At 66.9% G+C, this 20,170-nt stretch carries 17 protein-coding genes and 1 other RNA gene; 15 read left to right on the top strand and 3 right to left on the bottom strand.

The window, feature by feature from the left end; translation table 11 throughout:
* The first annotated feature begins 123 nt into the window (after positions 1-123).
* Positions 124-648 (top strand): CreA family protein, encoded by a 525-nt coding sequence (locus tag METLW4_RS0104420; RefSeq protein ID WP_018264993.1) that lies wholly within the window; start codon positions 124-126, stop codon positions 646-648.
* A 29-nt stretch (positions 649-677) separates the two neighbouring features.
* On the opposite strand, the gene METLW4_RS0104425 is transcribed toward METLW4_RS0104420, so the two are convergent.
* Both METLW4_RS0104425 and METLW4_RS0104430 read right to left on the bottom strand, forming a co-directional pair.
* The gene (locus tag METLW4_RS0104425) at positions 678-1,013 is read right to left on the bottom strand and encodes a hypothetical protein (RefSeq protein ID WP_018264994.1); all 336 of its coding nucleotides are present in this window, start codon (positions 1,011-1,013) and stop codon (positions 678-680) included.
* A gap of 177 nt (positions 1,014-1,190) precedes the next feature.
* The gene (locus tag METLW4_RS0104430) at positions 1,191-1,589 is read right to left on the bottom strand and encodes a carboxymuconolactone decarboxylase family protein (RefSeq protein ID WP_018264995.1); all 399 of its coding nucleotides are present in this window, start codon (positions 1,587-1,589) and stop codon (positions 1,191-1,193) included.
* A gap of 85 nt (positions 1,590-1,674) precedes the next feature.
* Between METLW4_RS0104430 and METLW4_RS0104435 the strand changes: the two genes are divergently transcribed.
* The 3 genes from METLW4_RS0104435 (at position 1,675) to METLW4_RS0104445 (ending at position 5,299) form a co-directional block, all read left to right on the top strand.
* Positions 1,675-2,169: a hypothetical protein gene (locus METLW4_RS0104435; RefSeq protein WP_043332185.1), complete on the top strand. Its 495-nt coding sequence runs from the start codon at positions 1,675-1,677 to the stop codon at positions 2,167-2,169.
* 127 nt (positions 2,170-2,296) lie between these two features.
* Positions 2,297-4,516, top strand: a complete 2,220-nt coding sequence (locus tag METLW4_RS0104440) for a carboxypeptidase-like regulatory domain-containing protein (RefSeq protein WP_026191243.1) — start codon at positions 2,297-2,299, stop codon at positions 4,514-4,516.
* 39 nt (positions 4,517-4,555) lie between these two features.
* Positions 4,556-5,299, top strand: coding sequence for a hypothetical protein (locus METLW4_RS0104445; protein ID WP_018264998.1), 744 nt, complete (start codon positions 4,556-4,558; stop codon positions 5,297-5,299).
* A 109-nt stretch (positions 5,300-5,408) separates the two neighbouring features.
* Here METLW4_RS0104445 and METLW4_RS0104450 read toward each other — a convergent pair whose 3' ends face one another.
* Positions 5,409-6,641: a beta-ketoacyl-[acyl-carrier-protein] synthase family protein gene (locus METLW4_RS0104450; RefSeq protein WP_026191244.1), complete on the bottom strand. Its 1,233-nt coding sequence runs from the start codon at positions 6,639-6,641 to the stop codon at positions 5,409-5,411.
* Between the two features lie 256 nt (positions 6,642-6,897).
* Between METLW4_RS0104450 and rnpB the strand changes: the two genes are divergently transcribed.
* From rnpB to murC, 11 genes are all read left to right on the top strand, one after another.
* Positions 6,898-7,290: RNase P RNA component class A (rnpB, locus tag METLW4_RS26660), an RNA gene on the top strand.
* A 527-nt stretch (positions 7,291-7,817) separates the two neighbouring features.
* A complete protein-coding gene (gene rsmH / locus METLW4_RS0104460; RefSeq protein ID WP_018265001.1) occupies positions 7,818-8,828 on the top strand; it encodes a 16S rRNA (cytosine(1402)-N(4))-methyltransferase RsmH in 1,011 nt (336 codons plus the stop codon).
* The gene (gene ftsL, locus METLW4_RS0104465) at positions 8,828-9,214 is read left to right on the top strand and encodes a cell division protein FtsL (RefSeq protein ID WP_018265002.1); all 387 of its coding nucleotides are present in this window, start codon (positions 8,828-8,830) and stop codon (positions 9,212-9,214) included. Before rsmH ends, ftsL begins: the two co-directional genes overlap by 1 nt.
* Positions 9,211-10,980: a peptidoglycan D,D-transpeptidase FtsI family protein gene (locus METLW4_RS0104470; protein WP_018265003.1), complete on the top strand. Its 1,770-nt coding sequence runs from the start codon at positions 9,211-9,213 to the stop codon at positions 10,978-10,980. The genes ftsL and METLW4_RS0104470 overlap by 4 nt, the downstream gene beginning before the upstream one ends.
* Entirely contained in the window at positions 10,980-12,431 is a 1,452-nt protein-coding gene (locus METLW4_RS0104475; RefSeq protein WP_018265004.1) for a UDP-N-acetylmuramoyl-L-alanyl-D-glutamate--2,6-diaminopimelate ligase, read from the top strand. The genes METLW4_RS0104470 and METLW4_RS0104475 overlap by 1 nt, the downstream gene beginning before the upstream one ends.
* Entirely contained in the window at positions 12,428-13,846 is a 1,419-nt protein-coding gene (locus tag METLW4_RS0104480) for a UDP-N-acetylmuramoylalanyl-D-glutamyl-2,6-diaminopimelate--D-alanyl-D-alanine ligase (RefSeq protein ID WP_018265005.1), read from the top strand. The genes METLW4_RS0104475 and METLW4_RS0104480 overlap by 4 nt, the downstream gene beginning before the upstream one ends.
* 12 nt (positions 13,847-13,858) lie before the next feature.
* Positions 13,859-14,941 (top strand): phospho-N-acetylmuramoyl-pentapeptide-transferase, encoded by a 1,083-nt coding sequence (mraY, locus tag METLW4_RS0104485; RefSeq protein WP_018265006.1) that lies wholly within the window; start codon positions 13,859-13,861, stop codon positions 14,939-14,941.
* Between the two features lie 4 nt (positions 14,942-14,945).
* Complete coding sequence (gene murD, locus METLW4_RS0104490; RefSeq protein WP_018265007.1) at positions 14,946-16,370, top strand: UDP-N-acetylmuramoyl-L-alanine--D-glutamate ligase; 1,425 nt, start codon at positions 14,946-14,948, stop codon at positions 16,368-16,370.
* The gene (locus METLW4_RS0104495; RefSeq protein ID WP_018265008.1) at positions 16,367-17,530 is read left to right on the top strand and encodes an FtsW/RodA/SpoVE family cell cycle protein; all 1,164 of its coding nucleotides are present in this window, start codon (positions 16,367-16,369) and stop codon (positions 17,528-17,530) included. Before murD ends, METLW4_RS0104495 begins: the two co-directional genes overlap by 4 nt.
* Entirely contained in the window at positions 17,527-18,651 is a 1,125-nt protein-coding gene (gene murG / locus METLW4_RS0104500) for an undecaprenyldiphospho-muramoylpentapeptide beta-N-acetylglucosaminyltransferase (RefSeq protein WP_018265009.1), read from the top strand. The genes METLW4_RS0104495 and murG overlap by 4 nt, the downstream gene beginning before the upstream one ends.
* A complete protein-coding gene (murC, locus tag METLW4_RS0104505) occupies positions 18,648-20,054 on the top strand; it encodes a UDP-N-acetylmuramate--L-alanine ligase (RefSeq protein ID WP_018265010.1) in 1,407 nt (468 codons plus the stop codon). Before murG ends, murC begins: the two co-directional genes overlap by 4 nt.
* Positions 20,055-20,170 lie beyond the last annotated feature (116 nt).

Genomic DNA, 20,170 nt, shown 5'->3' on the forward strand with positions numbered 1-20,170 from the left:
CCATATCGGGCATATCGTCCGTCCGATCAATCGGCGCGCGATTGTCGCGAGCTTCTTGTCGCGAACAAGGCGCGTCACGACATTTGTCGAGGGAATTTCCCGGCGCTCTGGAGGAACGCAGTTATGAAGCCGTCCAAATTCGTCCTGTCCGCTCTCATCGCCTCCGGGCTCTTCGCCGCCCTCGGCGCAGCGCCCGCCCGGGCCGACGGGCCGGATCTGATCTTTCGCAAGTCCACCGACTTCAAGCTGCTGACGCCCAACGACAAATTGGCGACCTATGTGCTGGACGACCCCGACATCGACGGCGTGGCCTGCTATTACACCGTGCATGAGAAGGGCGGCGTCGCCGGAATGTTCGGCGTCGCGGAGCAGACCTCCGATGTGTCGCTGTCCTGCCGTCAATATGGGCCGGTGAAATTCAAGGAGAAATTCGGTCAGGGCGACGAAGTGTTCAGCGAGCGCCGCTCGGCGCTGTGGAAGCGCCTGCATATCGTGCGCGGCTGCGACGCCAAGCACAATGCGCTGGTCTATATGGCCTATTCCGATCGCCTGATCGAAGGCTCGCCGGAAAACTCCACCTCGGGCGTGCCGATCCAGCCCTGGGGCGCCGGCGACGTCGCGCAATGCGCCGAGTTCTTGAAAAAATGACGCGGCGGCGGGCTTGCGCCCGCCCACGCTCACTCGCCGCAGGAGACGACGGCGGCTTCCGCCGTCAAGGGCTTGCGCGCCGAGGCCGGGCCGATCGCCGAGGTCACGTCGTCGGCGCGGCCGAAGGCCACCGCGGGGCCGTGGCCATGCGACTCGCACCAGCTGTCGGCGACGATCTTCCCGCATTCTTTCTTCTGCGTGATGCATTCGACGACGCCATAGCCTTCGGTGCCGGAGATCAAATAGACGTTCTTCGGCGCCTCGGCGGCGCGGGCGCCGCCCTGGGCCGCCGCGAGCAGCAATCCGCCCAGCAGCGGAATGGCGAGACGCGGGAGAACGAGACGCTGAAATTCGGTGGAGAACATCGGGGGCACGCCTCGCGCGGGGACGCTCATTCGCCTCGCCGCGCCGGCTCCTGGTTTATGTGATCGCAGTTAAGGCGCGGTTAAGTCCGCGCCGATTTGCGGGATCATGCGCCCTCGAGGCGGGAGCTGGCGCCCTCGAGGCGGGACCTCGCGCCCTCGAGCATGGGCCTCGCCATTTCAGCGAATGTCATATTCGGCGTCCACCTCCACGCCCAGCGCGGTGACGAGGCGGTTGGTCTCCGAGGCCATGCCGACGATGGCGAGCAGCTCGTTGAACTCCGCCTCGGTCATGCCCTTGGCGCGCGCGCTCGCCGTGTGGGAGTGGATGCAATAGCTGCAGCCATGCGCGATGGAGACGGCGATATAGATCATCTCCTTCACCTTGGGGTCGAGGACGCCCGGTCCCATCACCGCCTTTATGCTCTCCCAAGTGCGTTTCAGCGTCGCTGGATCATGCGCCAGGGCGCGCCAGAAATTATTGACGAAATCGCTTTTGCGCGTCGCGCGAATATCGTCGAAGACCGCGCGGGCTTCGTCCGAGAGCTCGTCGTCGCCGAGCAGCGTCACAGTGGCCATTTTTTCCTCGCTTCGTCGTGCATTCGCATTCGGCCTATCATAGCGACGGCGCGCGCGGCGCGCATGTCTCGAGATGGAGCGGAAAATGTCGAATGCATCGGCTCGGAGGGCGTCAGCCGCGCTCTTCGTCGCGCTTATGGGGATGGCGTCGCCGGCGGCGGCGCAGCAGGGGCGCATTTGGAGCTTCTCGCTCGACGAGGCGAAGCCGCAAATGGCCTTTCTCAACTATGGCGTTCCCGAAACGGATGATTCCTTCGGCGGCTTTCATTGCGACGCGCATAGCGGCGCGACGACGCTGTTCATCTCCGAGACCGACGGCAAGCAGAAGGCCGGCAAGGCCGCGACGGCGATCTTGGCGGTCGGCGATTCGAAGACGAAGGTCGCGGGAAAGCTCGTGCCGAACGAGGAGGCGGGCGTTCCGAGCTTCGAAGGGCGGGTCGTCGCCGATGATCCGATCTTCGCTGCAATGGCGCGGGGCGAGGCGCTCGTCGTGACGATCGGCGGCTCGAAACAATCCGCGCCGCTGAAGGGCGCAGCGGAGAAAATCGGCAAATTCGTCGAGGCCTGCAAGAAAAAGTGAGCGCCGCGACCTACGTCGCGCTCGCTCGCCATGGTTTTCAAGGGGCGCACTGGAAAGGAGCCTGCCGTCTCGACAGGGCCGATAAATTCGTTATAATCTATCGGCTTTGTATATTGTAGGCTCGGACATGCGCTTCACAGGTTTCCTCGCTTTCGCCGCGACGCTCGGCGGCGCGCTGCTTCCCTTCGCCGCCCATGGGCAGGCGCAACGCGTCGAGATCGACGCCGACGCCATCGGCGGCGTGGTGACGAGCCGATTCGGGCCGGAGGCGGGCGTCTGGGTCATCGCCGAGACGACCGAGCTCGGCACGCGCTACGCCAAGATCGTCGTGACCGACGATCTTGGCCGCTATGTCATTCCCGATCTGCCCAAGGCGCATTATCGCGTGTGGACGCGCGGCTATGGGCTGGTGGATTCCAAGAAGATCGCCGCCGAGCCGGGCAAGCTCGTCGATCATGAGGCTTCCGTCGCGCCGAGCCTCGAGGCGGCGGCGCAATATTACCCGCCGATCTATTGGCTCTCGCTGCTGCGCGTGCCGGACAGGGCCAAATTCCCCGGCACGGGGCCGTCCGGCAATGGCGTGCCGGAGAATTTCAAATCGCAGGAGCAATGGCTCGATCTCGTCAAGACCAATGGCTGCGGGCCGTGTCACCAGCTCGGCAATTATGCGACGCGCACGATTCCGCCGGCGCTCGGCCATTTCGAGACGTCGCAGGAGGCCTGGGCGCGGCGCCTGCGCTCCGGCCAAGCGGGGTCGGCGATGGTCAACACGATTTCCCGCCTCGATACGACCGACGGCGGCCAGCTGGCGCTGTTCGCCGATTGGACCGATCGCATAAAGGCCGGCGAGCTGCCGCATGAGACGCCGCCGCGCCCCTCCGGCGTCGAGCGCAATATCGTCGTCACCGTGCGCGAATGGGCCTCGCCCAAACATTATCTTCACGACCTCGCCATCACCGACAAGCGCAAGCCGACGGTGAACGCCAAGGGCCTCATCTATGGCGCGACGGAGCTCGGCAGCGACGATATTCCGGTGATCGATCCGCAGACGAACAAGAAATGGCTCATCGACGCCAAGGTGCGCGACGCCGATACGCCGTCTTCTCTGCTCGGCAATCCGGTGGTCGATCCTTCGCCCTATTTGGGAAGCGAGGCGATCTGGAACAGCAAGTTCAACGCGCATACGCCGACATTGGACGAGACGGGCAAAATCTATTTCGCCGCGCAGGCGCGCGCGCCGAAGAATGCGCCCGCCTTCTGCGACAAGACGTCCGCGCTGCGCTCGGCGCAGCTCTATCCGCTCTCGGCGCGGCCCGAAGGATTCTCGGGCGGTCAGCGTCAGGTGACGATCTATGATCCGTCGACGAAGCAATTCTCCTTCATCGACACCTGCTTTTCCTCGCATCATCTGAATTTCGCCGAGGATGCGAATAATACGCTGTGGCTCAACACGCTCGGCTCTCCCGATCTCGCCGTCGTCGGCTGGGTGGATACGAAGAAATTCCTCGCGACCGGCGACGCCGCCGCCTCGCAGGGCTGGACGCCGCTCATCGTCGACACCAATGGAAACGGCAAGCGCGACGAGGGCTACAATGAGCCGGGCAAGCCGGTCGATCCCGCCAAGGACACGCGCGTTCCGCTCAATTACTACAGCATTTCCTGGAGCCCGCTCGACGGCTCGGTGTGGGGATCGAGCCTCGCCTTTCCCGGCTATGCGGTGCGTCTCGCGCCCGGCGCCAATCCGCCGGAGACGGCGCTGGCGGAGGTCTATAAGGTTCCCGCGCCCGGCTACGGAATTCGCGGCGCGGATGTCGATCGCAAAGGCGTTTTCTGGGCGGCGCTCGGCAGCGGCCATATAGCGAGCTTCGACCGCCGCAAATGCAAGGGGCCGCTCAACGGGCCGGGCGCCGAGAAGGGCGAGAAATGCCCGGAGGGCTGGAGCTTCTACCCGCTGCCGGGGCCGGGCTTCGCCGGCGCGCCGGGCGCGGCGGAGACGCCCTATTATCTGTGGGTCGACCAGCACGATATTCTCGGCCTCGGCGCCGATACGCCGATCGCCACGGGCAATCAGTCGGATTCGCTGCATGCGCTGGTCGGCGGCAGGATCGTCGAGCTGCGTGTGCCCTATCCGCTCGGCTTCTATGCCAAAGGAGTCGACGGCCGCATCGACGATGCGAAAGCCGGCTGGAAGGGCAGGGGCCTCTGGGTCACTTCCGGCAATCGCACGCCCTATCACATAGAGGCGATCGACGCCCCGGCGCCCGGCGCGCCGGGCGCGACGCCCGCCGCCTATTCGAGCCCGCTGGTGGTGAATTTCCAGCTGCGGCCCGATCCGCTCGCGCATTGAGCGCGCTATCCGCTCCTTCTCACGTCAAAGGTCGATCCCATGAGCGAAGCCGTCGATAGCCTACCCGTCGCCTCCAAAATTCGTCTGCCGAAACAAGGCTGGTTCGTCGGGCTCGGCGTTCTCCTCCTGCTCGTCGGCTTTGCGCCGACCTTCTATCTGAAGCCGGTCTTCGGCGCCGGCAAGCCGCTGACGCTGCTCGTGCTCGCGCATGGCGTGACGACGACGGCCTGGCTCGCCGTGTTCATCTATCAATATGTCGCCGCGAGCAGAGGAGCGCTGAAGAACCATCGCACGGTGGGCGTGATCGGCGCGGTCCTCTTCGGCCTCGTGATCGCATTGTCGATCGTCACGGCGGTGGCGCGCGTCGCCGCGGCGAATCCGCAGGTCGCGGGAACGGCGCCATTGATCGGCCTCGCCTATCCTTTCTGGGTGATCGCCGAGGTCGCCTTCTTCGGCGTCGGCGCTTTCGTCACTGTCCGCCGTCCCGAGTGGCATCGGCATTTTCAGCTGGCGAGCTTCTTCACCTTCATCGCGCCGGCGACGGCGCGCGCGCTGCGCTTCGTCATTCCGGGCGGCCCGGCGGTGACTTACGGATCGCTGCTGATCTCGCTCCTGCTCTATGTCGGCGCGAGCCGTCTCGACGACGGCGCCGGAAAATTGTCGCGCGCGGCGCTGGTCGCCATCGGCGTTCAACTCGCCGCGGCGGCTCTGCTCTTCGCCAGCCTCTCCGGCGCGGATCCGTGGCTGTGGTTCGCCTCCGCCATCACGGGCTATTCTTTGTAAAAAGTCCCGCGCGCTCTCCTCGATCCTCGTCGAGGAGAGCGCGAAAATTCGGGCGATCAGATAGACGATCGGTTTCGCCCGTAGCGCAATTATGATCGCCGCCGCCCCACTACCGCGCTCGCCGCACCACCAGCACGGCGTTGATGCCGCCGAAGGCGAAGGAATTGGACATGGCGGCGCGCATCGGCACGCGGCGCGCCTCGTGCGGCACGGGGTCGACCGGACATTTGGGGTCCGGCGCCTTGAAATGGATCGTCGGCGGGGCGAGCTGCTCGCGCAGGGCGCTGATCGTGATGGCGAGCTCGAGCGCGCCGGAGGAGCCCAGCGCATGGCCGTGGATCGGCTTGGTCGAGGAGACCGGCAGACGCGCGCCGCGCTCGCCGAAGACGCGCAGGATCGCCTCCGACTCGGTGATGTCATTGGCGTAGGTGCCGGTGCCATGGGCGTTGAGATAATCGATATCGTCGGGCGTGAGGCCGGCGCTCTCCAGCGCTTGCCGCATGGCGGAGGAGGGGCCTTCGACATTGGGCCGCAGCGGATCGAAAGCGTCGCTCGTCGTGCCATAGCCTGCGAGCTCGCAGAGAGGCGCGTGGCCGCGGGAATGGGCGAGCTCCTCCGTCTCCAGCACGAAGATCGCGGCGCCCTCGCCGAGCACTATGCCGTTGCGGCCGGCCGAGAAGGGCCGGCAGAAATCCGGCGTCAGCACGCGCAGCGCCTCCCAGGAGCGCAGCGAGCCATTGATGACGGCCGCCTCCGCCCCGCCGACGATGGCGCGATCGGCCGCGCCGGAGCGGATCATCTCCAGCCCGACCCCGATCGCCTGGCTCGCCGAGGAGCAGGCGCTGGCGATGGCGAAAGTCGGCCCGTTGCAAGAATAGCGCATGCCCAGCATTGTGGGCGCGGCGCTGGGGATGAGGCGCGGCACGGTCAGCGGATCGGCCCGCTCGCGCGTGTGATATTCCTTATGCGCCTCGTCATCGATGGTCTTGGAGCCGCCGATCCCAGAGCCGATGACGACCGCCGTGCGCGGCCCGGCGATGTCCTTGCGCGCGAAGCCCGCCTGCGCCATGGCCTCGTCGGCGGCGACGATGGCGTATTGGGTGAAAGGGTCGCAATAGGGGAGAATCTCGGGCTCGAGATGGGCCAGCGGATCGAAATCCTGCGGCTGCGCGGCGATCTTGATGCGGCCGCCATAGGGGCGCTCGAGCTTCAGCGGGCGGACCTGGCATCGGCCGTCGCGCGCCGCCTCCCATAGCGGCTGGGCCCCGACGCCGGCGGCCGAAACCGCGCCCATGCCGGAGATCACCACACGTCTTCCGTTCGATTTCACCGCTGTCGCCAAAGTGGAAATTCGCTCCGTTGCCGCCGTCTCCCGTCCGACGGGACCAGACGTTAATCCTTTTTGCCGTCTGGGTCGCCTCACGCGCAAGCAGAGGTCCCCGCTTTTCCCCGAAAAGGCGCGCGGCGCCGCGCCGCAGCGGTCTCTACTCGGCTGATTCATAAGTTGTTCTACTGATGCGCGCGGCTCTGCGCAGCCGCGGCCGCTGGTTTTTGCGGCGTCTTGACCTTCCGCGCCGGGCTGCCTATTGGCACATCAGCCAGTCGGCTGGATGGCCGCTGTCCTTCGGGATAGAGGAAAGTCCGGGCTCCACGGAGACACGGCGCCGGATAATGTCCGGCGGGGGCGACCCCAGGGAAAGCGCCACAGAAAGCAAACCGCCGCGCCCCTCGGGGCCGCGGTAAGGGTGAAAGGGTGCGGTAAGAGCGCACCGCTCGGGCGGCGACGTTCGAGGCATGGCAAGCCCCGCCGGGAGCAAGACCGAATAGGGGCGACTGGAAATAGCGATATTTCCCGGCCCGTCTCCGGGCCGTCGCCCGGGTTGGTCGCTAGAGGCGGCGCGCAAGCGTCGTCCCAGAGGAATGGCCATCGCGCGTGGAAGGGGCGACCCGACCGCGCCATACAGAACCCGGCTTATAGGCCGACTGGCGATTTTTTCGGGCGAGCGAGACGAGCGCCGGAAGAGGCGCTTCTACCTCCCCCTAGAGGGGGGAGGTCGAGCGCGAATGCGCTCGGGAGGGGGTGAACGCCCCGAGTCTTTGCTGTCGAACCCCACCCCGGACCGCTGCGCGGTCCGACCCTCCCCCTAAAGGGGAGGGTCGATACGGCGCCTGTGGAATTTGCTACGGCCTACCGCCACGCCCACTCCGATGGCTAACGCGAAATGCGCGCCCCGCGCTCGCGTCAACGCTCCCTTAACCCTGACGACGGCTAATAATCGCAAGCGCCGCGCCGCCCGCGCCGCTCCGTCGCCCGTGGTTCTTCATGATATGCGTTGTTGTTCAGAGCGATGACACGTCTCTCCGGGAGAAGGCGCGCCCGCGCCTTTCGCGCGTCGGCGCTTTCGCGCCTGCGCGCGGGCTCGGCGGACGGCCGCGTCGACGCCAAATATCCGCCCTGGAGGGCGCGTCCGACGGGCGCGCGCCGGCTCTGCGGCGACATTTTCGGATCGGAGGAGAAATGACGGCGAGCGGCGCTGAGCGGCATGTTCCCGTGCTGCTCGAGGAGGCGGTCGCCGCGCTCGCGCCGCAGGCGGGCGGCGTCTACCTGGACGCCACCTTCGGCGCCGGCGGCTACACGCGCGCCTTGCTGGCGCGGGAAGGCACGCGCGTGCTGGCGCTCGATCGCGATCCGAGCGCCATAAGGGGCGGCTACGCGCTGGTGGAGGCGGCCGGCGGCCGGCTGACCCTTGTCGAGGCGCGCTTCTCCGAGCTGGCCCAGGTCGCCGAGCGCGCGGGATTGGCGCCGCTCGATGGAATCGTCGCCGACATAGGCGTCTCCTCCATGCAGTTCGACGAGGCGGCGCGCGGCTTCTCCATCCGCAATGACGGGCCGCTCGACATGCGCATGGAGGGGCGCGGGCCGAGCGCCGCCGACATTGTCGCGGAAGCCGAGGAGGAGGCGCTCGCCGATATTCTGTATCACTATGGCGAGGAGCGCGCCTCGCGCCGCATCGCCCGCGCCATCGTCAAGGCGCGCGAGGCCGGCCGCATAGAGACGACGCGCGCGCTGGCGCAGATCATCGAGCGCGCCGCGCCCGGAAAGCCGGGCGACATTCATCCGGCGACGAAGAGCTTCCAAGCGCTGCGCATCGCCGTCAATGACGAGCTGGGCGAGCTGGTGGCCGCGCTCGGCGCCGCCGAGCGGGCGTTGAAGCCGGGCGGCCGGCTGGCCGTAGTGACGTTTCACTCGCTCGAGGATCGCATCGTCAAGCAGTTCTTAGGCGAGCGCTCGGGCCGCGGCGAGACGCGCTCGCGCCGCCTGCCGGGCGAGCCGATTCCGCCGCCGCCGACCTTCACCAGTGAAGGGCGCCAGCCGATGACGCCTTCGGACCGCGAAATCGCCGCAAATCCGCGCGCGCGCTCCGCCAAGCTGCGTTTCGCGACGCGAACGGACGCGCCGGCGCGCGCGATCGACGAGTCTCTGGCGCGCCTCGCCCGCCTGCCGGAACGCGCGAAAGGAAGACGCTGATGCTGCGCATTCTCAATGTCGTCGCCATTCTCGCGCTGATCGGCTCGGGCTTCTACGCCTATTCGATCAAATATCAGACCATGCTGCGCGCCGAGCAGATCAACAAGATGAAGCGCGAGGCCAAGAGCGAGCGCGACGCCATCGCCGTGCTGCGCGCCGAATGGGCCTTCATGACGCGTCCCGAGCGCGTGCAGGAGCTCGCCGACAAATATCTCGATCTGAAGCCGGTCGCCGTCACGCAGATCGCCACGGCGCAATCGCTGCCGGAAAAGCCCGAGCGCATCGACTCGATCGGCCGCAAGCTGGACGCGCTCGGCCTCGGCGGCGCCGCGACGACGCCGGCTGCGAGCGAGGCGCCGACGACGCCGAAAGGAAAGCCGCGATGACGACAGCCGAAACTTTGACGAAAGCCGCGCGCAAGAGCCTGCGCGGCCAGCTCGACGGGCTGTTCGCCACCTCGCTCGGCAAGACGGGGACGCGCATGCGCATCGTCGCCGTGGGCTTTTGCTGCCTCTATGTCGGCATTGGCGCGCGTCTCGTCGCCATCGGCTTCAAGCCCGATCCGACGACGATGCGCCGCGCCTCCGGCGAGCCTATCGCCGCCTCGCGCCCCGATGTGCTCGATCGCAATGGCGAGATACTCGCGACCGATGTGAAGACCATGTCGGTTTTCGCCGAGCCGCGCCGGCTCATCGACAAGGACGAGGCGACGGAGCTGCTGACCGCGGTGCTGCCCAATGTCGACTCGCGCGAATTGCGCGAGCGTCTCGCTTCGCGCAAGGGCTTCGTCTGGGTGAAGCGCGAGGTGACGCCCAAGCAGCGCGACGAAGTGTTTCATCTCGGCCTGCCGGGCGTCGGCCTCGCGCCGGAGAACAAGCGCGTCTATCCCAACGGGCCGGCTGGCGCGCATGTGCTCGGCTATGTCAATATCGACAATGCCGGCATCGCCGGAATCGAGAAATATATCGACGGGCAAGGCCTAGCCGATCTGCATGACGCCGGCTTCAGCCTGACGCCGGAGGAGCTGAAGCCCATCTCGCTGTCGATCGACATAAAGGCGACGCACGCCATTCGCGACGAGCTGGAAAAGGGCATTGCGCATTTCAAGGCCAAGGCCGGCGCCGCGGCGATCATGGACGTCAACACGGGCGAGATCATCGCGCTCGCCTCGCTGCCGGATTATGATCCCAACAAGCCAGGCGACATGCGCGATCCGACGATCATCAATCGCATGAATGTCGGCGTCTATGAGATGGGCTCCACCTTCAAGGCGCTGACCATCGCAATGGCGCTCGACTCCGGCAAGGTCAATCTCAACTCGCATCTCGACGCGCGCGGCACGCTCAATTTCGGCCATTTCCGCATTCACGATTATCACGCGACCAATCGCGTGCTGACTCTGCCGGAAGTGTTCACCCATTCCTCTAACATCGGCACGGCGCGCATGGCGCTCGGCCAGGGCGTCGAGCGGCACAAGGCGTTTTTGCGCAAGATGGGCCAGCTCTCGCGCATGCGCACCGAGCTGCCGGAGAGCGCCGAGCCGATCGTGCCGAAGAATTGGGGCGAGCTGAACACCATGACCATCGCCTTCGGCCATGGTCTCGCCGTCGCGCCGCTGCAGGCGATGATGGCGGTCGGCGCGCTGATGAACGGCGGCTATCTGATGACGCCCACTTTCCTCAAGCGCAACGAGGAGGAGGCGAAGAAGAGCGCCGTGCAGGTGATCAGGCCCGAGACCAGCGAGTCCATGCGCTATCTCATGCGGCTCAACGCCGAGATCGGCTCCGCCAAGAAGGTCAACGTCAACGGCTATTTCGTCGGCGGCAAGACCGGCACGGCCGAAAAGGTGATCGGCGGCCATTATTCCAAGACGCGTCTCTTCACCACTTTCATGGCGGTGGCGCCGGCGGACAAACCGAAGTATCTGTTCCTCACCATAATGGACGAGCCGCAGGGCCTGCCGGAGACCGGAGGCTACGCCACGGCCGCCTATAACTCGGGCCAGGTGACGGGGCAGATCATCGAGCGCGTCGGCCCGCTGCTGGGCCTGCCGCCGCGCTTCGAATTGCCGACGCAGCCTTTCCCGCTGCTCGCCAAGCTCGGCTATGGCATAGCCAATAGTCCCGCCGTTCCGGGCGGGGGAGGGCATTGATGCGATTTTCCGACCTTCTCGACGAAGCGACGGCGGCGAACCTCGGCGATCTCGATATCGCCGGCGTCACCGCGGACAGCCGCGACGTGCGCGAAGGCTATGCTTTCTTCGCCGTGCCGGGCCATGCCGGCGACGGCCTCGCTTATGTCGCCGATGCGCGCGCACGTGGCGCGCGGGTCATCGTCGCGCCGCGCACGGCGGAGGTCGGGCTGCCGCTGCTGGTGGTCGCGGATGTGCGCGCTGCGCTCGCTCATGCGGCGGCGCGTTTTTTCGCGCGTCAGCCGCAGACCATCGCCGCGGTGACAGGCACCAGCGGCAAGAGTTCGGTCGTCGATTTCCTGCGCCAGATCTGGCTCACGCTCGGCCGCGACGCGGCGTCGCTCGGCACGATCGGAATCGTCGATAAAAACGGCGCGCATTACGGCTCGCTGACGACGCCGGGGCCAGTGGCGCTGCATCAATCGCTCGATGCGCTGGCCGCGCGCGGCGTCACCCATCTCGCCATGGAGGCGTCCTCGCTGGGCATAGATCAGCGACGCCTCGACGGCGTGCGTCTGACAGTCGGCGCCTTCACCAATTTCTCGCGCGACCATCTCGATCATCACCGCGATCTCGAGGAGTATTTCGAGGCGAAGATGCGCCTCTTCGACACGCTGCTCGCGCCCGGCCAGACGGCGGTGATCGACGCCGACAGCTCGGTGGCCGCGCGCGTGATCGATATTTGCGAGAAGCGCGGGCTGACGATCTTCGACGTCGGCGAGAAGGGCCGCGCCATTGCGCTGCTCGAGGCCGATGCGCAGGCGCTCGGCTCGCGCTTGCGGCTGCGTTGCGGCGACGAGGCTTTCACCGTCGCCCTGCCGCTCGCCGGCGCGTTTCAAATTTCCAATGCGCTGGTCGCCGCCGGAATGGCGATCGCCTGCGGCGAGGCGCCGGCGCAGGTTTTCGCGGCGCTCGAGACATTGCGCGGCGCGCCCGGACGGCTGGAGCTCATCGGCGCGCGCGACGGCGCGCCCGTTTTCGTCGATTACGCGCATAAGCCCGACGCGTTGGACAAGGTGCTGGCGGCGGTGCGTCCTCTGGCGAAAGGACGGCTCGTCGTCGTCTTCGGCGCCGGCGGCGATCGCGACCGAGGCAAGCGGCCGCTGATGGGCGAGATCGCGGCGCGCGCGGCGGATGTGGTCGTCGTCACCGACGACAATCCGCGCAGCGAGGAGCCGGCCTCGATCCGCGCCGCCATATTGGAGGCGGCGCGCGGCGCGAAAGGCGCGGAGATTCACGAGATCGGCGACCGCGCCGCGGCGATCCGCGCGGCGGTCTCCTGGCTGCGCGAGGGCGATGCTCTGGTGGTCGCCGGAAAGGGCCATGAAACGGGCCAGATCGTCGGCGATCAGGTCCTGCCATTCTCCGACCGGGCGGCGGTCGAGGCGGCCTTGCAGGGTGGACTCGAATGAAACAGCAAGCGCTATGGACCGGACTGGGGCTGATCGGCGCCTTGCGCGCGCGCATCAGCGGCGGCTTGCCGCGCGACGTCAACGGGGTGTCCATCGACACGCGCACGCTGGCGCCGGGCGATCTCTTCTTCGCCATAAAGGGCGAGGCGCGCGACGGTCATGATTTCGTGCGCATGGCTTTCGAGCGCGGCGCCGCGGGCGCGGTGATCGACGACGCGCACGCCGCCGAGTTTCGCGATCTCTCGCCGCTCTATGTCGTGCGCGACGTGCAGGAATCGCTGGAATATCTCGGCGCCCGCGCGCGCGAACGCTCGCCCGCCTATATAGCCGCGATCACCGGCTCGGTCGGCAAGACCTCGACCAAGGACATGGCGAAGACGCTGTTCTCGCGCTTCGGCGAGACGCACGCCTCCGCCGCCTCCTACAACAACCAATGGGGCGTGCCGCTGTCGCTCTCGCGAATGCCGGCGTCGGCGCGCTACGGCCTGTTCGAGATCGGCATGAATCACGAGGGCGAGATCGCGTCGCTCGTGCGCTTCGTCGAGCCGCATGTCGCCGTGGTGACGCGCGTCGCGCCCGTGCATCTCGAGCATTTCGACTCGCTCGAGGCCATAGCGGCGGCGAAGTCCGAAGTTTTTTCCGGCCTCGTCGAAGGCGGCGTCGCCATCATCAATCGCGACGACGAGACTTATGAGACGCTGCTGGAAGGCGCCGCCGCTTCCAGAGCCGCGCATGTCTTCTCCTTCGGCGAGAGCGAGGCCGCGCAGGCGCGGCTGCTCTCCTATGACGGCGAGAGCCAAGTCGCCGAGGCGGAGATTTTCGGCCGCCGTCTGCGGTATCGCATCGGCGCGCCGGGCAAGCATTTTGCGGTCAACTCGCTCGCCGTGCTGGTCATGGCCCATGTCTTCGGCATAGATATCGCCGAGGCGGCGGAGACGCTCGCCGATTTCGCGCCGCCCAAGGGACGCGGCCGTCGCGAGACTTTGGCGACCGGCGGCGGGAGCTTCACGCTCGTCGATGAGAGCTATAACGCCAATCCCACCTCCATGCGCGCGGCCTTCGATCTCATCGGCGCCGAGAGAAGCGCGCGCCGCCGCATCGCCGTGCTCGGCGACATGCTGGAGCTCGGGCCGAGCGCAGGCGAATTGCACGCCAGCCTCGCCAAAGACCTCGAGGCGGCCGGCGTCGATCTCCTCTTCACCGCCGGCCCGTTGATGGCGCGGCTCTTCTACGCCGCGCCCGAGCATATGCGCGGCGCGCATCGCGCCAACGCCGCCGAGCTCGAGGAGGCGGTGCTCTCTGCGCTGGAGCCCGGCGATGTGGTCATGATCAAGGGCTCGAACGGCTCGCGCATGGCGCGCATCGTCGAGGCGATCAGAACGAAATTCCCGGCCGAAACCGAAGCGGCCTCGTAAAGGAAAAGACGAATGCTGACGCTGCTCGCGGACTACTCGCATCTCTTCGGTCCGCTGAACCTCTTCCGCTACATCACCTTCCGCGCCGCCGGCGCGGCGGCGACAGCGCTGTTCTTCGTCTTCTTCTTCGGCCCCGCCATCATCGATGCGCTGCGCATCAAGCAGGGCAAGGGCCAGCCCATTCGCGAGGATGGCCCGGCCTCGCATCTGCTCACCAAAAAAGGCACGCCGACCATGGGCGGGCTGATGATCCTCTCGGGTCTGCTCGTCGCCACGGTGCTCTGGGCGAATTTGAAGAACTCCTATGTGTGGATCGTCATTCTCGTCACCGCCTCCTTCGGCGCGATCGGCTTCTACGACGATTATCTGAAGGTGACGAAGCAATCGCACAAAGGCTTTTCCGGCAAGGCGCGGCTCGCGCTCGAGTTCGCCGTCGCCGGCCTCGCCTGCTATGCGCTCACCACGGTCGGCGGCGACAATATGACCAAGCTGGCGCTGCCGCTGCTCAAGGGCTACGCCTTCTCGCTCGGCTGGCTGTTCATTCCCTTCGGCGCCTTCGTCATCGTGGCGGCGGGCAATTGCGTCAATCTCACCGATGGTCTCGACGGCCTCGCCATCGTGCCGTCGATGATCGCGGCCGGCGCCTTCGCCATCATCGCCTATCTCGTCGGCAATTCGATCTTCTCCGATTATCTCGGCGTCAATCACGTCGCCGGCACGGGCGAGCTGACCATCGTCTGCGCGGCGCTGATCGGCTCCGGCCTCGGCTTTCTATGGTTCAACGCGCCGCCGGCGCAGATCTTCATGGGCGACACAGGCTCGCTCGCGCTCGGCGGATTGCTCGGAACCACATCGGTCGCCATCAAGCAGGAGTTCGTGCTCGTCATCATCGGCGGCCTCTTCGTGCTCGAGGGCGCCTCCGTCATCGTGCAGGTGGCGAGCTTCAAGCTCACCGGCAAGCGCGTGTTTCGCATGGCGCCGATCCATCATCACTTCGAGCAGATGGGCTGGACCGAGCCGCAGATCGTCATTCGCTTCTGGATCATCTCCTTCGTTCTCGCCCTTCTCGGGCTCTCCTCGCTGAAGCTGAGGTGAGCGCATGACTCCGGCGACGACATTCGCAGGGCGCAAGGTCGCGCTCTTTGGTCTCGGCGGCTCCGGCCTGTCGACGGCGCGCGCATTGATCGCGGGCGGCGCCAGCGTCGCCGCCTGGGACGATGGCGAGCCCGGCCGCGCCAAGGCGCAGGCGCAGAGCGTGGAGATCGTCGATCTGACGAGCGCGGATTGGCGCGAGTTCTCCGCGCTCATTCTTTCGCCCGGCGTGCCGCTGACGCATCCAGAGCCGCATTGGACCGTCGCGCGCGCGCGCGAGGCGGGCGTCGAGGTGATCGGCGACATCGAGCTCTTCTGCCGCGAGCGGCAGGCGAAGGCGCCGGGCGCGCCTTTCATCGCCATCACCGGCACCAATGGCAAATCGACGACGACGGCGCTGATCGCGCATCTTCTGCGCAGCGCCGGCAAGGATGTGCAGCTCGGCGGCAATATCGGCACGCCGATCCTCGATCTCGAGCCGCCCTCCGAGGCGCGCATTCACGTCATCGAATGCTCGTCCTTTCAGATCGATCTCACGCCTTCGCTCGCGCCCTCCATCGGCATTCTCATCAATCTGACGCCGGATCATATCGACCGGCACGGAACGATGGAGAATTACGCGGCGGTGAAGGAGCGTCTCGTCGCCGGCGCCGATGTCGCGCTGATCGGCGTCGACGACGCTTTCTCTCACGCGATCGGCGCGCGGCTGACCGAGCGAGGCCGCGAGGGCCAGCGCATCTATCCCGTCTCCGCCGCGCGCGCGCTCGATTGGGGCTTTTTCATCGAGGACCGCAAGGCGCTCTATCGCGAGGCCGGCCATGCGCCGGAGGAGACCGAGACGCTCGGCGATCTCGAGGGCGCGCGCGCATTGCGCGGCGCGCATAATGCGCAGAACGCCGCCTTCGCCGCCGCCGCCGCCTGGCATTGCGGGCTCTCCTGCGCGGAGATCGCGCGCGGGCTGCTCACCTATCCCGGCCTGCCGCATCGCATGGAAGAAGTGGGGCGTCGCGGACGCGTCGTCTTCGTCAACGACTCGAAAGCCACCAACGCCGACGCCGCGGAGAAGGCGCTGCTCTCCTATGACGATATTTTCTGGATCGCCGGCGGCAAGGCCAAGGAGGGCGGCATAGAGCCGCTGCGTCCGCTGTTCTCGCGCATCGCAAAAGCCTATCTCATCGGCGCGGCGGCGCAGGATTTCGCGCGCACGCTCGAGGGCGTGGTGACTTATGAGCAATGCGGAACGCTCGATGTGGCGATCGCGCGCGCGGCCGAGGAGGCTGCGCTGAGCGAGGCGCGCGAGCCCGTGGTGCTGCTGTCGCCGGCCTGCGCTTCTTACGATCAATTCGCCAATTTCGAAGCGCGCGGCGACGCTTTTCGCCTGCTCGCGCGCGAGCTGCATGCGCATGCGCCCATTGCCGGAGAAACCCCATGATCTCGCGCGCGGAGCGTTCCACCTTCTCGGATTGGGCCTGGACGATCGACCGCTGGCTCCTCGCCGGCGTCGCGCTGCTCATCGTCTGCGGCCTCGTCTTCGCCATGGCCGGCAGCCCGCCCGTCGCCGAGCGGCTGCATCTCTCCACCTTCTATTTCGTGCATCGGCAGGTGCTGTATCTCGGTCCGGCGATCCTCGTGATGATCGGCGTCTCCTTTCTCACGCCGCGTCATGTGCGCCGCGCGGCGATCGTGCTGTGGATCGTCTCGCTCGCGCTCGTCGTCGGCACGCTGTTCTTCGGGCAGGAGGTGAAGGGCGCCAAGCGCTGGATCTTCGGCATTCAGCCCTCCGAATTCTTGAAGCCGGCCTTCGTCATCATGGCCGCATGGGCGTTTTCGGAAGGCGCCAAGCGCAAGGACGTTCCCGGCAATCTTCTCGCCATCGCGCTGCTGCCCGTTACGGTCGCGCCGCTGGTGATGCAGCCGGACATCGGCCAGACCATGCTGATCTCGCTCGTCTGGGCGGGGCTCTTGTTCATGGCCGGCATTCACTGGTTCTGGATTTTCGGCGTCGGCGGCGCGGGCGCCGTGGGCGCGGTCGCGGCCTATAAATTCCTGCCGCATGTCCATGCGCGCGTGACGCGCTTTCTCGATCCGCAAGCTGCGGGGCAGGGCGTCGCCGACACATTCCAGGCCGATACGGCGCTCTACAGCTTCATCAGCGGCTCCTGGTTCGGCAAAGGGCCGGGCGAAGGCACGCTGAAGCGCATCTTGCCGGATGCGCATACGGATACGATCTTCGCCGTCATCGGCGAGGAGTTCGGCCTCTTCGTCTGCATGGGCGTCGCCGCGATCTATGGCTTCATCGTGCTGCGCGGGCTCTATTCGGCCTCGCGCAACGACGATCCTTTCTGCGGCTTCGCCACCGCCGGCCTCGTCATGCTGTTCGGCCTGCAGGCCTGCATCAACATGGCGGTCAATCTGCAGCTGATGCCGTCGAAGGGCATGACGCTTCCCTTCATCTCCTATGGCGGCTCATCGCTCATCTCGCTGGCGCTGGGCTTCGGCTTTCTGCTCGCCGTCACGCGTCGGCGCCCGCACATAGAGCCGGTCGTCGAGACCGCGCATGTCGGCCCCGCGCCGATGGGAGCGGCGGCATGAGCGCGCCGGTTCTGCTCGCCGCCGGCGGCACCGGCGGCCATCTTTTTCCGGCCGAGGCGCTGGCGCATGCGCTGCGCGCGCGCGGGCTCGAGGTGGAGCTCGTCACCGATGAGCGCGCCTTGCGCTATGGCGGCGAATTTCCCGCGCGCGCGATGCACACGATCGCTTCCGCGACGCCGCGCGGCGGCTCGGCCCTCGCCAAGGCGAAGGCTATTGCGACGCTCGGCGTCGGCGCCTTGCAGGCGCTGCTTCTTCTGCGGCGCATTCGCCCGCTCGCCGTCGTCGGCTTCGGCGGTTATCCCAGCGTGCCGCCGCTCTTCGCCGCCTCGCTTCTGCGCATTCCGACCGTGCTGCATGAGGCGAATGCGGTGATGGGCCGCGCCAATTCCTTTCTCGCCGGCCGCGTCGATAGCGTTGCGTCGGGTTTTCCGCTCGCCGGCGTTTCCGATGCGCTCGCGAAAAAGATCGTCGTCATCGGCAATCCGCTGCGTCCCGCCGCGCTCGCCGCCGCCGCGACGCCCTATCCGGGATTCGAGGACGGCAAGCTGCGCCTGCTCGTCACCGGCGGCTCGCAGGGCGCGCGGGTGATGTCCGATATCGCGCCCGCAGCCCTCGAATCTCTGCCGAAAGAATTGCGCGAGCGCATAGAGCTGACGCAGCAGGCGCGCGAGGAAGATCTCGCGCGCGTCACCATGGCTTATGCGCGCGCCGGAATCGTCGCGCAGATCGCGCCCTTCTTCGCCGATCTGCCGGAGCGCATCGCGGGGGCGCATCTCGTGATCGCCCGCGCCGGCGCCTCCACCGTCACCGAGCTGGCGGCGATCGGGCGGCCGAGCATTCTCGTGCCGCTGCCGCATGCGTTGGATCAAGACCAGGCGGCCAACGCCGCTGTGCTGGCGAAATCCGGCGCGGCGGAGGTCGTGCGCCAAGCCGATTTCACGCCGCAATGGCTCGCCGAACGCATCGCCGCGCTCGCGGCGGACAGCGGCGAATTGCAGCGGCGCGCGCAGGCGGCGAAAAGCGTTGGCGTGACGGACGCGGCCGAGCGGCTCGCCGATCTCGTGCTCGCCGTCGCGCAGAAGAGAGAGAGCGCCGCGCCGGCGCCAGGGAGCCAGATATGAGAATGCCGCGCCGTCTCGGCCCCATTCATTTCGTCGGCATCGGCGGAATCGGAATGTCCGGCGTCGCCGAAATTCTGCTCGCGCAAGGCTATGAGGTGCAAGGCACGGACGCCGCCGCCAGCGCCAATCTGCAACGGCTCGCCGGCAAGGGCGCGCGCGTGCATGTCGGGCATGACGCCAAATGGCTGGGCGAAGCCGCCGTCGTCGTCGTGTCGAGCGCGATCAAGCGCGACAATCCCGAGCTCGTCGCGGCGCGCGCGCGGCGTCTGCCCGTGGTCAAGCGCGCGGAAATGCTCGCGGAGCTGATGCGCGACAAGCGCTGCGTCGCCGTCGCCGGCACGCATGGCAAGACGACGACCACCTCGCTGGTCGCCACTCTGCTCGACGCCGGGGGCCTCGATCCGACGGTCGTGAATGGCGGCATCATCAACGCCTATGGCACGAATGCGTGGCCGGGCGCCGGCGAATGGATGGTGGTGGAAGCCGACGAGAGCGACGGCACATTCTTGAAGCTGCCGGCGGAAGTCGCCATCGTCACCAATGTCGATCCCGAGCATTTGGATCATTTCGGCGATTTCGACGGCGTGAAGAAGGGCTTTCGTAGCTTCATCGAAAATCTGCCATTCTATGGCTTCGCGGCCATCTGCCTCGATCATCCGACCGCGCGCGAGATCATCGGCCAAGTCGAGGATCGCCGCGTCATTTCCTATGGCGAGAGCGAGGAGGCCGAGGCGCGCTTGCTCGATCTCGATCTTTCCGGCGGCGTCGGACGCTTTTCGGTTCTGCTGCGCGATCGCGATACGGGCGCGGAGACGCGGCTCGACGAGCTTCTGCTGCCGGCGGCGGGACGGCACAATGCGCTCAACGCCACGGCCGCCATTGCGGTGGCGCATCGGCTCGGCGTTCCCGCGGACAAGATTCGCGAAGGGCTCGCGCGCTTCGCCGGCGTGAAGCGGCGCTTCACCAAGACGGGCGAGTGGAAGGGCGTTTCCATCTTCGACGATTACGGCCATCATCCCGTCGAGATCGCCGCCGTGCTGCGCGCCGCGCGCGCTTCCACCAAGGGCAAGGTGATCGCCATCATGCAGCCGCATCGCTACACGCGGCTGCAATCCTTGTTCGATCAATTCGCCGGCTGCTTCAGCGACGCCGATGTGGCGCTGATCGCCGATGTCTATCCGGCCGGCGAGAGCAAGATTGAGGGCGTCGACGGTCCCGCGCTGGCGCGCGCCGCCGCTGCGCAAGGGCATGAGCGCGCGAGCGCCTTCGCTTCGCCGCAGGAGCTGCCGGGATTGATCCGCGAGATCGCCGCGCCGGGGGATTATGTGGTGTTTCTCGGCGCCGGCGACATTACGAAATGGGCCTATGCGCTGCCCGGTCAGCTCGCGGAGCTCGCGCCATGACATTCGCGCAGACATGCAGAACGCGCGCTCCTTCTCCCACAGGTGGGAGAAGGTGGCCCGACGCAGTCGGGTCGGATGAGGGTCCGCGCCGAAATGCCAGGCTCCTCGTTTCGCTG

This window comes from Methylosinus sp. LW4, assembly GCF_000379125.1.
In the GTDB taxonomy this organism is placed as follows: domain Bacteria; phylum Pseudomonadota; class Alphaproteobacteria; order Rhizobiales; family Beijerinckiaceae; genus Methylosinus.

Coding starts and splice junctions, on each gene's coding strand:
- METLW4_RS0104420 (WP_018264993.1), top strand. CDS start 124: ATGAAGCCGTCCAAATTCGTCCTGTCCGCTCTCATCGCCTCCGGGCTC.
- METLW4_RS0104425 (WP_018264994.1), bottom strand. CDS start 1,013: ATGTTCTCCACCGAATTTCAGCGTCTCGTTCTCCCGCGTCTCGCCATT.
- METLW4_RS0104430 (WP_018264995.1), bottom strand. CDS start 1,589: ATGGCCACTGTGACGCTGCTCGGCGACGACGAGCTCTCGGACGAAGCC.
- METLW4_RS0104435 (WP_043332185.1), top strand. CDS start 1,675: ATGTCGAATGCATCGGCTCGGAGGGCGTCAGCCGCGCTCTTCGTCGCG.
- METLW4_RS0104440 (WP_026191243.1), top strand. CDS start 2,297: ATGCGCTTCACAGGTTTCCTCGCTTTCGCCGCGACGCTCGGCGGCGCG.
- METLW4_RS0104445 (WP_018264998.1), top strand. CDS start 4,556: ATGAGCGAAGCCGTCGATAGCCTACCCGTCGCCTCCAAAATTCGTCTG.
- rsmH (WP_018265001.1), top strand. CDS start 7,818: ATGACGGCGAGCGGCGCTGAGCGGCATGTTCCCGTGCTGCTCGAGGAG.
- ftsL (WP_018265002.1), top strand. CDS start 8,828: ATGCTGCGCATTCTCAATGTCGTCGCCATTCTCGCGCTGATCGGCTCG.
- METLW4_RS0104470 (WP_018265003.1), top strand. CDS start 9,211: ATGACGACAGCCGAAACTTTGACGAAAGCCGCGCGCAAGAGCCTGCGC.
- METLW4_RS0104475 (WP_018265004.1), top strand. CDS start 10,980: ATGCGATTTTCCGACCTTCTCGACGAAGCGACGGCGGCGAACCTCGGC.
- METLW4_RS0104480 (WP_018265005.1), top strand. CDS start 12,428: ATGAAACAGCAAGCGCTATGGACCGGACTGGGGCTGATCGGCGCCTTG.
- mraY (WP_018265006.1), top strand. CDS start 13,859: ATGCTGACGCTGCTCGCGGACTACTCGCATCTCTTCGGTCCGCTGAAC.
- murD (WP_018265007.1), top strand. CDS start 14,946: ATGACTCCGGCGACGACATTCGCAGGGCGCAAGGTCGCGCTCTTTGGT.
- METLW4_RS0104495 (WP_018265008.1), top strand. CDS start 16,367: ATGATCTCGCGCGCGGAGCGTTCCACCTTCTCGGATTGGGCCTGGACG.
- murG (WP_018265009.1), top strand. CDS start 17,527: ATGAGCGCGCCGGTTCTGCTCGCCGCCGGCGGCACCGGCGGCCATCTT.
- murC (WP_018265010.1), top strand. CDS start 18,648: ATGAGAATGCCGCGCCGTCTCGGCCCCATTCATTTCGTCGGCATCGGC.